The 12,560-nt window shown below is 70.4% G+C and carries 11 protein-coding genes; 5 read left to right on the top strand and 6 right to left on the bottom strand.

What is annotated here, in order from left to right; genetic code table 11:
• Nucleotides 1–6: 6 nt before the first annotated feature.
• Both FOZ76_RS06575 and FOZ76_RS06570 read right to left on the bottom strand, forming a co-directional pair.
• Entirely contained in the window at nt 7–759 is a 753-nt protein-coding gene (locus FOZ76_RS06575; protein ID WP_211366070.1) for an ABC transporter ATP-binding protein, read from the bottom strand.
• 88 nt (nt 760–847) lie between these two features.
• Nucleotides 848–2,074, bottom strand: coding sequence for a substrate-binding domain-containing protein (locus FOZ76_RS06570; protein WP_143947335.1), 1,227 nt, complete (start codon nt 2,072–2,074; stop codon nt 848–850).
• Between the two features lie 226 nt (nt 2,075–2,300).
• Between FOZ76_RS06570 and FOZ76_RS06565 the strand changes: the two genes are divergently transcribed.
• The 5 genes from FOZ76_RS06565 (at nt 2,301) to FOZ76_RS06540 (ending at nt 7,292) form a co-directional block, all read left to right on the top strand.
• Nucleotides 2,301–2,954, top strand: coding sequence for a TetR/AcrR family transcriptional regulator (locus FOZ76_RS06565; protein WP_143947334.1), 654 nt, complete (start codon nt 2,301–2,303; stop codon nt 2,952–2,954).
• 68 nt (nt 2,955–3,022) lie between these two features.
• Complete coding sequence (locus tag FOZ76_RS06560; protein WP_143947333.1) at nt 3,023–3,793, top strand: enoyl-CoA hydratase/isomerase family protein; 771 nt, start codon at nt 3,023–3,025, stop codon at nt 3,791–3,793.
• 62 nt (nt 3,794–3,855) lie between these two features.
• Complete coding sequence (locus tag FOZ76_RS06555; protein WP_143947332.1) at nt 3,856–5,472, top strand: AMP-binding protein; 1,617 nt, start codon at nt 3,856–3,858, stop codon at nt 5,470–5,472.
• Nucleotides 5,456–6,310 carry a MaoC/PaaZ C-terminal domain-containing protein gene (locus tag FOZ76_RS27675; RefSeq protein ID WP_211366061.1) on the top strand — a complete coding sequence of 285 codons (855 nt, stop codon included), beginning with the start codon at nt 5,456–5,458 and terminating at the stop codon, nt 6,308–6,310. The genes FOZ76_RS06555 and FOZ76_RS27675 overlap by 17 nt, the downstream gene beginning before the upstream one ends.
• A 4-nt stretch (nt 6,311–6,314) precedes the next feature.
• On the top strand, nt 6,315–7,292 hold the full coding sequence (locus tag FOZ76_RS06540) for an alpha/beta hydrolase (protein WP_143947331.1): 978 nt from the start codon (nt 6,315–6,317) through the stop codon (nt 7,290–7,292).
• A gap of 3 nt (nt 7,293–7,295) precedes the next feature.
• Here the strand turns inward: FOZ76_RS06540 and FOZ76_RS06535 are convergent, their stop codons facing one another.
• From FOZ76_RS06535 to FOZ76_RS06520, 4 genes are read right to left on the bottom strand one after another with little or no spacing between them, the layout of a single operon-like run.
• A complete protein-coding gene (locus FOZ76_RS06535) occupies nt 7,296–9,398 on the bottom strand; it encodes an acetate--CoA ligase family protein (RefSeq protein WP_143947330.1) in 2,103 nt (700 codons plus the stop codon).
• Nucleotides 9,395–10,549: an acyl-CoA dehydrogenase family protein gene (locus FOZ76_RS06530; RefSeq protein ID WP_143947329.1), complete on the bottom strand. Its 1,155-nt coding sequence runs from the start codon at nt 10,547–10,549 to the stop codon at nt 9,395–9,397. Before FOZ76_RS06530 ends, FOZ76_RS06535 begins: the two co-directional genes overlap by 4 nt.
• A 3-nt stretch (nt 10,550–10,552) precedes the next feature.
• The gene (locus FOZ76_RS06525) at nt 10,553–11,716 is read right to left on the bottom strand and encodes an acyl-CoA dehydrogenase family protein (protein ID WP_143947328.1); all 1,164 of its coding nucleotides are present in this window, start codon (nt 11,714–11,716) and stop codon (nt 10,553–10,555) included.
• 17 nt (nt 11,717–11,733) lie between these two features.
• Complete coding sequence (locus FOZ76_RS06520; protein ID WP_143947327.1) at nt 11,734–12,504, bottom strand: enoyl-CoA hydratase/isomerase family protein; 771 nt, start codon at nt 12,502–12,504, stop codon at nt 11,734–11,736.
• Nucleotides 12,505–12,560 lie beyond the last annotated feature (56 nt).

The following is a 12,560-nucleotide window of genomic DNA, read 5'->3' as shown; positions in this document are numbered from 1 at the left end:
ATGTCCTCAGGCCGCAGCGGGCGTCGCGCCCAGGTAGGCTTCCTGCACGATGGGCGAGGCGATCACCAGCGCCGGCTCGCCGTCGGCGACGAGCTGGCCGTTGTGCAGCACCACGATGCGGTCGGCGAGCGAACGCACCACGTCCATCTTGTGCTCGACCAGCAGCACCACCTTGTCCTGGCGCCGCTTGATCTCGGCGATCAGCTCCAGGATCACCGGCACCTCGTCCACGCTCATGCCGGCCGTGGGCTCGTCGAACATGAAGACCTCGGGCTCGAGCGCCAGCATCAGCGCCACCTCGAGCTTGCGCTGGTCGCCGTGCGACAGGCTGGCCACCGCCGCATCGGCGCGGCCGGCGAGGTTGACCTGGGCGAGATAGCCGGTGGCCGCCTCGGCGATGTCGCGCCGGCGCGCCGCGGTCTGCCAGAACACGTGGCCGATGCGGTGGCGCGAGGCGACCGCCAGCCGCACGTTCTCCTGCACCGACAGGTTGGGAAACAGGTTGGTGAGCTGGAAGGCCCGGCCCAGGCCCTTGTCGGCGCGCGCCGCGGGGCCGAGGCCGGTGATGTCCTCGCCGCGCAGCAGTACCTTGCCGGCGCTGGCGCGCAGTTGGCCGGAGATCAGATTGAACCAGGTCGTCTTGCCCGCGCCGTTGGGCCCGACGATGGCGGTGAGCGTGCCGGCGTGAAAGGCGCACGAGACCGAGTCGACGGCCACGTGGCCGCCGAAGCGGATGGTCAGCTCCCGGGTTTCGAGCACGGGGGCGGCGGCCTGAACGGACATGGCGTCTCCTGTTGATCTCGGCGCGGACGGCGGACGCGGCATGCCGTGTCCGCCGCTGCCCGCGTCAGCCCTTCTTGTTGCGCACCGGGATGTCCATCTCGTCGAACTTGATCTCGCGCACCATCTCGGGCACGCCGACCGGCCCCTTGCGATCCGCGAACCAGTTGTCGCGCTCCTCGCGCTTGATGCGGAAGTGATACATCGACTGCAGGGCCTGGCCGTCCTCGGGCCGGATCTGCATGGTGCCCTTGGGCGTCTCGAAGGTCAGGCCATGGAAGGCCTCGAGCAGATCGTCGGCGTCGCTCTTGCCGCCGCTCTTCTCCAGGGCGGCCACGATGGCGAGCGCCTGCGAGAAGCCCTGCGCCGTGAAAAAGTCGGGCGCGGCCTTGAAGCGCGCGAAGTGCTCCCGCACCATCCAGTCGTTGATCGGGTTCGCGGGCGACTCGAAGTAGTAGAAGCCCGCGCCCTCCATGCCTTCGAGATCGGCATAGGAGGCGAGCACCGGCAGGATGTTGCCGCCGGCGGCCAGTTTGATGCCGAAGCGCTGCGGCTGCAGGTCCTGGATGCGCGCGAGCGGGTTCACGCTGCCCGCCCAGATCGCGAAAATGTACTTGCCTTCGGCACAATCGCTGCGCTCGCGCAGCGAACCGAACAGCCGCTCGGCCGCGGCGGTGAAATCGGTGGCGTCGGTGGGCAGGTATTCCTCGTGCACGACCTGGCCGCCCGTGGGGGTCATCGCCTGCTTGTAGGCCGCCACGCCGTCGCGGCCGAAGGCGTAGTCCTGCGCGATGGTGGCCACGCACACGCCCGGCTTGCCCAGCGCCACGGCATTGGAGACCGCGTCCTGCGAGGAGTTGCGACCGACCCGGACCACGTAGCGGTTCCAGGAGGCGCCGGTGATGGCGTCGGCCACGCCCTCGGGCATGATGACGCGCTCGTATTCCTCGGCGATCGGCAGAGTGGCGAGCGCCACCCCCGAGGCGACCGGGCCGACCACGATGTGCGCGTCGTCTTCGGCATAGGCCTCCTCGACCAGGGCGCGCGCGCGGGCCGGGTCGCCCTGGCTGTCCTTGCGGATGAGTTCGATCTTGCGGCCGGCCACTTCCATCTTGCCCTGGGTCGCGTACTCGAAGCCCATGTCCATGCCGGTGGCGAGCTGCTGCGCGTAGGCTGCCAGCGCGCCGCTCAGGTCGGTGACGTGGGCCACCCGGAAGGGTTCGGCGGCGTGCACGGCGCTACCGGCCGCCAGCACGCCCAAGGCCAGCATGGTCCTGCTGAACAGACGCTTCATTGCCAGTCTCCTCGTGGCGGCGAGGCCGTGTCGGCCTCGCACATGAATTGAAAACCGATTCAGGTTTTTTATTTTCTTGATCGAACGATCGCATTCCAGCATGCGCCAAGACGCCGCGCTACGAGGGTTTTTCCGGATAAACGCCATCGCGCAATCCGATTGACTTGCCCCGTAAAGCACCGTAGTTTGTTGACGACTGATTCAAGTTCCGAGTTTCGACTTTGCCATGACCGTGTCCGCCCACGCCCTCACCGAACCGGCGCCCGCTGCCAAGGAATCGCCAGGCGCACCCAAGACCGCCCGCGGCGCCCGCACCCGAGCCCAGATCCTCAAGGCCGCCGAAGAGACCATCGGCACCCTGGGCTATCACCGCGCCGGCATCACCGACATTACCCGCGCGGCGGGCGTGGCGCAGGGCACCTTGTACACGTATTTCTCGGGCAAGGAGGAGATCCTGCGCGAGCTGGTGCGCGATCTCGGCCACCAGGTGCGCGCCCACCTCGCCGCCGAAACGCGCCACGCGCGCGACCGCCTGGAAGCCGAGGAGCAGGGCCTGCGCGCCTTCCTGCACTACCTCGCCGAGCATCCCACGCTGTACCGGGTGCTGCAGGAGGCCCAGTTCGTCGACGAAACCATCTACCGCGAATACTACGAGGCGTTCGGCAAGGGCTATATGCGCATGCTCGGCAACGCCACCCGCAAGGGCGAAGTGCGCCCCGGCGACGACGAAGTGCGGGTCTGGGCGCTGATGGGCCTGAGCAACTTCCTCGGCCTGCGCTTCGCCGTCTGGGGCCGCGACCGCCCGCTCGAGGACGTGGTCGCCGCCGCCGCCGACTTCCTGCGCCATGGCCTGGCGCTGGACGGCAAGGAGAAGGCATGAGACATCCTGTGTCGGCCCGCCGCAGCGAGAATCGAGGCGTTGAGCGGCAAGGACTGGAGGAGACACCCATGACGTCCGACACTTCCCGGGTGCGCGTCGACGAGGCGGACGACGTCGTCACGCTCACCCTGAACCGCCCCGAACGCCACAACGCCCTGGTGCCCGAGCTGCTCGCCCCGCTCAACGACGCGCTGCGCCGCGTCGCCGCGGCCCCTCCCGCGGCCCTGGTGCTGCGCGGCGCCGGCCGCTCGTTCTCCAGCGGCGGCGACGTCGGGCGTTTTCATGCCACGCCGCGCGGCGTGGCGCGCCAGACCTACGCGCACGGACTGGTCGGCGCGCTCAACGACGCCATCCTCGCCCTGCTGCGCCTGCCCTGCCCGACCGTCGCCGTGGTGCACGGCATGGTCACCGGCGGCGCCATCGGCCTGGTGCTCGGCTGCGACATCGCCGTGGGCAGCCCGCGCGCGAGCTTCGCGCCCTGGTACACCGCGGTCGGCTACAGCCCAGACGGCGGCTGGACCGCGCTGCTGCCCGAGCGCATCGGCCGTGCGCGCGCCCTGGACATCCAGTTGCTCAACCGCCGCATCGACGCCGACGAGGCACACCGCCTGGGCCTGCTGCAGCACCTGGTCCAGGAGCCGGCCCTGGACGAAGCCCTGGCCCAGATCCTGGGCACCCTGCGCCAGGCCAGGCCCGGCAGCGTGCGCCACACGCTGGCGCTCACACGGCCCGACCCGCGCCAGGTCGCCGAGCGGCTCGAAGCCGAGCGCACCCACTTCCTGGAGCAGATCGCCACCGACGAGGCCGAGCACGGCATGGCCGCCTTCCTGAACCGATAACAGCCCACGCGCAGGCCGCCGAAGACACCCGAAGGAAGAAACGGGAGGAGACAGACCAGGCCATGGATACCATGTTCGACCTTACCCACCGCCGCGCGCGGCTGGACCCGCACCGTCCGGCCGTCACCGACCTGGCCGACGGCACTCACTACACCTACCGCCAACTGGACGAGCGCGCCGCCCGCGTGGCCGCCGCCGCACGCGAACACTGGGGCTTGGCCGAGGGCGATCGCCTCGCCTACCTCGGCCACAGCCGCGCCGAGTTCTTCGCCCTCCTGTTCGGCTGCGCCAAGGCCGGGTTGATCCTGGTGCCGCTGAACTGGCGCCTGGCGGTGCCCGAGCTGGAGGTGCTGATGGAGGACGCCCGGCCCGGCGCGCTGATCCACGGCGAGGAGTTCGCCGATGCCGCCACGGCGCTGTCCGCAGCCCGGCCGGGCATGGCGCGCATCGCGCTGCGCGATCGCATGCACGCCGGCCACGCCGCCCCCGGCGTGCCCGTGAATGTCGGCACCGACACCCGGCCCCAGGCCGACGCCACCGCCGGACCACAGGCGGACGCCGGCGTGCGCGACTATGCCGCCGATCTCGCCGCCGTCGTTCCCGACGCCGCGCCGCACCCCGAGCGCACGGCCGACGCACCCTGGTACCTCCTCTACACCTCGGGCACCACCGGCAAGCCCAAGGGCGTGATCCAGACCTTTCGCATGATGCTCGCCAACTACGCGAACATCGGCGTCGCCGTGGGGCTCACGCGCGAGGACGTGCTGCTCAACGTGCTGCCCATGTTCCATACCGCCGGCATCAACCTGTATTCCTCGGCCATGCTGATCGTCGGCGGCGAGGTGCTGGTGCAGCGCCAGTTCGACCCGGCCCGGGCGCTCGACGTGCTCGAACGGCGCGCCACGGTCTTCTTCGGCGTGCCGGCCGTGTACCAGGCCATGCTCGACACCCCCGGGTTCGACGCCGAACGGCTGCGCCGCGTACGCGCCTGGGGCTGCGGGGGCGCGGCCCTGCCGGTGCCCGTATCGCGCCGCTATGCGGCGCACGGCATCCGCGTGCGTACCGGCATGGGCATGACCGAGACCGGCCCGACCGTGTTTCTCATGAACGAAGACCAGGTGCTCGCCAAGCCCGGCTCGGTCGGCCGCGCCCAGTTGCTCACCGAAGTGCGCATCGTCGACGCGCGCGGCGAGGACGTGCCGGTCGGCGAGGCCGGTGAACTGCTGATCCGCGGCCCGAACGTGACGCCGGGCTACTGGCAGCGCCCGGACGCCACGCGCGAAGCCTTCCGGCCGGGCGGCTGGCTGCGCAGCGGCGACATCGCCCGCTGCGACGAGGACGGCGACTACACGATCGTCGACCGCAGCAAGGACATGTACATCTCGGGCGCCGAGAACGTCTATCCGGCCGAGGTCGAAGCCGTGCTGCTGCAGCACCCGGCCATCGCCGAGGCCGCCGTGGTCGGCATGCCGGACGAACGCTGGGGCGAGGTCGGCCATGCCAGCCTGGTACCGGCCGCCGACGCCGCCGCACCCGGCGAGGATGAACTGCGCGCCTTCTGCCGCGAGCGCCTGGCGGCCTACAAAGTGCCCAAGGTCTTCGCCTTTCGCCCTTGCCTGCCGCGCAATGCGCTGGGCAAAGTCATCAAACAGGAGCTGCGCGATGCCGCCCGAACTTGAACCCGTGCGCCCCGTCGACGCCGGCGCCGAACCCCCGTTCCACCTGGAAACGCCCCACAGCTTCACCCAGGCGGCGTTCGACCGCTTCGCCGAACTGAGCGGCGATCACAACCCCATCCACGTCGACGCGGCCTGGGCCGCCCGCACGGCCTTCGGCGCCACCGTCGCGCACGGCATGCTGCTCTTTAGCCGCGTGCGCGCGCTGATGGCCCACGCCTACCCCGGCCTGAGCCTGCACAGCCAGGACCTCATGTTTCCCGCGCCGACCTTTGCCGACGAGGAGGTGGTCCTGGCGCTGGACGGCGTCCCGCTCGACGACGACACCGTCGAGCTGCGCGTGCAGGTGCGCAAGCCCGACGGCCGCCTCGGCCTGGCCGGCAGCGCGTGCCTCGCGCGCACGGAGCGCCCCGCCCCGACACAAGCCGACGCCAGCGCCGACCCGGCGCCCGACATGGCGCCGGCCGAGGGCCTGCCGCGCTACCAGGCCCTGCGCATCGGCCAGCGCGCCCACGTCGAACGCCGCTACAGCCGCGCCGACATCGACGCCTGGGCCGCGCTTGCCGGCCAGGCCCAGGCGCCCGCCGAGGTGCCCGAGCCACTGATCGCCGCGCTCTACTCCTACCTGCTCGGCGAGCACGTACCCGGACACGGCACCAACTACCTCAAGCAGCGCATGCGCTTTCATGCCGCCGGCCGCGCCGGCGAGTCCCTGCAGACCAGCGTGCGCATCACCCGCCTGCGCCCGGACAAGGCCCTGGTCAACCTCGACACCCTCTGCACCGGCGAGGGCGGCCGCGTCCTGTGCAGGGGCGACGCTCTCGTGCGCTTTGCCTGCTGACCCCATGCTGATCGACACGGTCGAACCCTCCACTCCGGGGCCGCGCCGCTCGGCCGAGCCCGACCCTCGCCTGCACGACAGCCTCGCGCGCGCCGTACGCGCCGCCGAACAGGCCCCGGAAGCCGGCATCGGCTACACCGTGACGGGCGCGCGCGACAGCCTGGCCGCCCTGACCCAGGCCTGCGCCGCGCCCGGTCCCGCGCTGGCGCGCGTGCTGGACGGCGAGATCGACGGCCGCCCCGCCGTCCCGGTACGCCTGTACGACCCGACGCCGGGCCGCGAACTGCCTGTCTGCCTGTACCTGCACGGCGGCGGCCACATGGCCGGCAGCATCGCCGTGTACGACCCGGTCTGCCGGCGTCTCGCCCAGATGGCAGACTGCCGAGTCGTCGCCGTCGACTACCGGCTCGCGCCGGAGCATCCCTACCCCTGCGGCCTGGAGGACTGCGCGCGCGTGCTCGCCGCTCTGCCCGCCTGGCTGGCGGCACGAGGCTGCGCCGCGCCGGGTGGCATCACCGTGGCCGGCGACTCGGGCGGCGGCGCGCTCACCGCCAGCCTGTCGATGCTCGCCGCGCGCCGGCCCGAACTGGCCATCGCCCGCCAGGTGCTCGTCTATCCCAGCCTGGACTACACCCTCGCCCAGCCCTCGGTCGAGGAGAACGGCAATGGCTACCTGCTCGATGCCGAGCGCATCCGCTGGTATTTCGACCACTATTTCCAAGGCGGCGAAGACCGCGCCGCCGTCTCTCCCCTGCACATGCCCGCGGCCGGTCTGCCGCCGACGCTGCTCGTCACCGCCGGCTTCTGCCCGCTGCGCGACGAGGGCTACGCCTACGCGGGGCGTCTGCGCGCGGCTGGCGTGCCCTGCCAGCACCTCAACCTGCCGGGGATGGTGCACGCATTTCTCAATCTGGAACGGTTGGTGCCGGATGCGTGCGAAGCGGTGTATCGGGCGATGGGGGCGTTCATGCGAGAAGGGTGAGGCTCAGACGGGCGCGCGCTCACTCGGGTTGCGCATTGTGATCACCGCGTCCAGCGCCACACACCCGCTCTCGCGTACCAGCAATGGGTTGATTTCGATGCTCGCCAGCTCGTGCGCATGCGTCGCCGCGAAGGCGGACAGGCGGCACAGCACGTCCACCAGCGCCTGGACGTCGACGGGTGCGGCACCACGCCATCCGTCGAGTAGCGCGCTGCCCCGCGTGGCGCGGATCAGGCGCCGCGCGCGTGCCGGCGACAGCGGCGCCGATGCGAAGGCCACATCCCGGAACAGTTCGACGAAGATGCCACCCAGTCCAAACATCATGACAGCGCCGAAGACCGGGTCGACATGGACGCCGACGATCGTCTCCACGCCGGGGCCCGCCATGGGCGCGACCAGCACACCATCGATACGCGCCTGCGGAGCCGCCGTCCGCACGCGCTGCAGAATCGTTTCGAAGCCCTGCCGGACCGCCTGCCCGCCCTGCAGGCCGAGCGCTACCCCGCCGACCTCGGTCTTGTGCAGGATCTCGGGTGACACGATCTTGAGCACGACGGCACCACCCAACCGTTCGGCATGCGCCGCGGCGTCCTCGGCCGTGTGCACCACCCGCTCGTCCAGAACCGGAACCCCGGCCTGCGCCAGCAGTGCCTTGGCGCCCGCCTCGTCGAACTCCCCTGCGGGCAGGGCCGCGCCCGGCCTCGCCGCAGGCACGGCCTCGCTCGCATCCTGCTGAAGGCGGCGCAGTTCCGCAGCCGCCGCCACCGACCGCACCGCCCGGCTCGGGTCCTCGAAGACGAGGACGCCGGCCTCTTCCAACGCCATGCGCACGCCGTCTTCCGCCGGCATGACGGTCACGAGCAGCACGTCGGGCCGCGCGTGCCGCAGCGCCAATACGGCCTGCTTGGTGGTCTCGAACACGGGCGGGGCCAGCGCATTGTTGGCCAGGTAGATCAGCAGTGCGCCATAGTCCGCATCGTCGACCATGGTCTGGCCGATGGCCGTGATGGCGGCCCGGTTGACCGCGATCTGCGCCGTCACGTCGAGGGGGTTGGCACCCGTGACGAAGGGCAGAACCTCGCGCATCGCATGGAGCGCGCTCGCGCTGGGCGCAGGCAATGCCAGCCCGGCCTCGCTCGCCGCGTCCGCCATCAGAATCCCGATGCCGCCGGAGACCGTGACGATGCCCACCCTGTCGTTGCCCGGCATCCCGCCCAGCGAGCAGGCATAGGCGACGTCGATCATTTCCTCGATCGAACGCGCGCGGTATGCGCCGCATTCGCGAAAAACCGCGTCGTACACCGCGTCGTTGCCCGCGAGCGAACCCGTGTGGGTGGCCGCCGCCGCGGCTCCGACCTCGGTCGTACCCACTTTCATGACGATCACCGGCTTGTTGCGGGCGGCTGCCTTGCGCAGCGCGGCGCGCAGCCGCTCGCCGTCCTTGCAGGCCTCGACGGCGGCGCAGATGACGCGCGTCTGCGCGTCATCTGCCAGCAGCCCGATGAGTTCGGACACGTCGACATCGGCCTCGTTGCCGGTGGCGATGACCCGGCTCAGGCCCAACCCGCGGCGCATGGCCATGACGTAGGCGCAGGAACCGAAGGCGCCGCTCTGCGTGACCATGGCGACCCCGCCGGGCTCGGGGCACATGCCCTCGAGCGCCGTCGAGAAGGTGCCGAAGTAGCGCTCGCCCGGGCTGACCACACCCAGCGCGTTGGGGCCGGTCATCCGCATGCCGGCCTCTCGCGCGATGCGGACCAGCCGGTCCTGGAGGATACGGCCCTCGTCACCCGCTTCGCCGAAACCGGAGCTGAGCACCTGGACCACCTTGACGCCCTTGGCCACGCAGCCGCGCAGGGCGTCCTCCGCCGCGGCGGCCGGGACCACGATCAGCGCCTGATCGACCTCGCCGACGACATCTTCCACGCGTGCGTAGGCCGGCAGGCCCTGGATCTCGGCCGCGTTGGCATTGATGGGCAGGATGCGCCCGGCATAGCCGTACGCCTTCATGAAGCGGATGGGCCGCCCACCGATCTTGCGCGGGTCCGACGAGGCGCCGATGATCGCCACCGAGCGCGGGCTGAACAGATGACGCAGCAGGCTCATTGCACCACTCCCCCATGCTCGGCCAGCAGACGGCCCGCATGGAACATGCGATCGCCGTATTCGAGATCGACCATGAGCAGACGCTTGCCCAGCCGGGTCGCCAGCAGCTCCTCGGTCATGCCCATGCCCCCGTGCAACTGGATCGCCTCATGGGCCGCGGCGCGGCATGCCTCGCCCAGCCGGATTTTGGTGAGGGCGATCTGCCGCATCGGCAGCGGCCCATTCGCGGCGTCGGCCACCGCACGGACGGTGTGGTTCGCCAGCGCCCGGCAGTTCTGGTAGGCCACGTACATGTCGGCCACCCGGTGCCTGAGCGCCTGGAAGCTGGCGAGCGCAACGCCGAATTGCCGGCGGTTCGACAGGTAGTCGATGGTCTGCTCCAGCAACGCACCGAAGGTAGCCACTGCCTCCACGCAGACAAGCACGGCAGCAGCAGCCTGCGTGCGCTCCACCACGTCGGCGACACGTTCGCCGGCGCACAACCTGGCCGAGGCAGGGACGATGGCATCCAGGGCCAAGTCCAGGGTCGGCCTGTCGTCGAGCCGACGCCTCGGGTGAGCGGCCAATCCGGCCGCATCGGCCGGCAGCAGGAACATGCCCGTCTGCGGCTCAGCATCCTTCGCGACGCAATGGCAGGCGATCAGGTAGTGCGTGGCCTGCGGCACCGCCTCCAGGCCCAAGGCCTGGCCATGCAGACGCCAGCCTTCCGGCCGCTGGCTCGCAACGATCGCGTCGGCGGCCGGCACGCCCGCCTGCCAGGCGCATCCCGCGCCCAGGACGGGGGCGACGCGAGCCGAGCCTGCCGCGACGTCCGCCAGCAGCGCCGCAGCCCGCGCGGCGGGCAATGCCGCCTCCAGCAGCATCGGCACGAGCACGCAGGCCCGAACGGTGGGCAAGGGCGTTGCATGGCGTCCCAACCCTTCGAGCAGGGCAGCCATCTCCAGCAGCGTGCAGCCCATGCCGCCGGCGTCGTCGGCGATCAGCGTGGCGCCCCAGCCGAGCTGCTCGGCCTGCGACCACGCGCGCTCGATCGCGGCGGTACGACCGCCGTCGTCACCGGTGCCGATCAGGGTGGTCAGGGCGGTACCGCCCAGCCGTGCCGCCGAGTCGTATAGATCCCCGGGAAACAGGGGTGTGGCTTTGAATGGCATGCTTCAATCTCCGAACAGCGCCTTGGCGATCACGTTCTTCTGCACCTCGTTGGTCCCGCCGACAATGGTGCGCGCGCGAAAGAACAGATAGCTCTGCAGCCAGTTCATGTCCTCCACCTCGCCTTCCTTCGCGCCGAAGCGGCCCGCGAGAGTCGGCCCCAGCACCTCGAAGGCGATTTCGCTGACCTGCTGCATAAGGCGGGACGAGGCCATCTTCAGCGCCGACGGAGCGAGCCCGAGCGGGCGGGCCTGCACCACATCCTCGATCGCGCGCACGCCCAGCTCGCGCTGGCCGACGATCTCGGCCTCGGCCATCAACAGACGCAGGGCGAGGTGCTCGCGACGGCGCGCTTCGGCCGGGCCCTCGAGCCGGCTGGCGACCAGCCGCTTCGTACGCTCGAGCAACTGGAACAACGGCGCGACATTGGCCGAGCCGAGACGCTCGCGCGACAGCAGGAACTTGCCGTACTCCCAGCCACGGTCCTGCTCGCCCACCCGATTCGCCACCGGCACGCGCACGTCGTCGAGAAAGACCTCGTTGACGTGATGCCAGCCGTCGATGGTCCGGATCGGACGCACGGACAGGCCGGGGGCGTCCATCGGGATCAGCAGCATCGTGATCCCCTCCTGCTTGCGGCCCGTGCTCGCCGTGCGCACCAGCGTGTACATCAGGTCCGCCTCGTGCGCATGGGAGGTCCAGATCTTCTGGCCCGACACACGGTATACGTCGCCCTCGCGCTGCGCAGCCGTCTTCAGCGAAGCCAGGTCGGAGCCCGATCCCGGCTCCGAATACCCCTGGCACCACCAGTCCTCACCGCGCAGGATCCCGGGCAGAAAGCGCTGCTGCTGCTCCGGCGTACCGTACTCGATCAGGACCGGGCCGATGTGCCGCAGCCCATGGTGGTACTGCGGCGGACAATCGCATTCGGCCAGGACTTCATCGAAGATGTGCCGCTGCCAGACGTCCCACCCGGTGCCGCCATAGGCCTTGGGCCAGCTTGGCGCACCCCAGCCGCGCTCGTACAGGATGCGCTGCCACTCGGCCAGGCGCGTGCGCGTCAGCTTGCCGCTCTCGGCAACGATGCGCCGCGTCCCGGCCGGACAATGGGCCAGCACGAAGTCGCGCACCTCGTTCTGAAAGGTCTCGTATTGCTCTGCTGCGAACATGGATCGGTCCGAAAGGTTCAGCGGCCCTGGAAGACGGGCGGACGCTTTTCGAGGAACGCACGGCGCGCTTCCTTGGCGTCCTCCGTGCGTGAGAGCTCGACCGTGAAGTTCTGCTCGAACCGGTAGGCGTCGCGCAGCGGCATCAGCTCGACCATGTTGGCGGCGTTCTTCGCATAGCGGATTGCGATCGGGCTCTTGCCGGCGATTTCGCTCGCGACGGCCATGGCCTCGTCCAGCAGTTGCTCGCGCGGCACGCAGGCTTCCACTGCGCCAAGTCGGTACATTTCCGCTGCAGGCACGCGCATGCCGGTGTAGAACATGCGTCGGGTACGCGAGCGGCCGAAGAGCTTGACCAGCGTGGACACGCCGCCGGCCAGGCCGACGTTGATCTCGGGCATGCCGAAGACTGCGTTCTCGGAGGCGAAGATGATGTCGCAGGCCGCCGCCAGGCCCAGGCCGGCGCCCAGCGCCGCGCCATTGACCGCGGCGATCACCGGCTTGGCGCACTCGCGGATGCTGTTGGACGTCTCACGCACGATGCGGTTGTGGCGGCCGAAATCGCCGGGGGTGTCGGCCGACGGCCTGTCCTTGAGGTCGGCGCCCGCGCAGAAGGTGTCGCCCTGTCCCGTGAGCACAGCCACGCGGATGTCGTCGCGGTCGTTGATCTGGTCGAATATCGCGATCATCTCGGCCCGTGTCTCGGCGTTCAGGGCGTTGACCGGGGGGCGGTTCAGGGCGACGAGAGCGATATGGTCGCGCACCTCGAGCGTCACGTTCGGTGATGACATGTCGAATGACTCCTGTTCGATGGGTGTATCCGGCAGGACGGTCCGGTGCGGCGGCC

This window comes from Verticiella sediminum (genome assembly GCF_007558815.1).
Taxonomy (GTDB): Bacteria; Pseudomonadota; Gammaproteobacteria; order Burkholderiales; family Burkholderiaceae_B; genus Verticiella; species Verticiella sediminum.
Note: the sequence above shows the minus strand (reverse complement) of the source record. Positions and strands in the feature narration are given on the sequence as shown.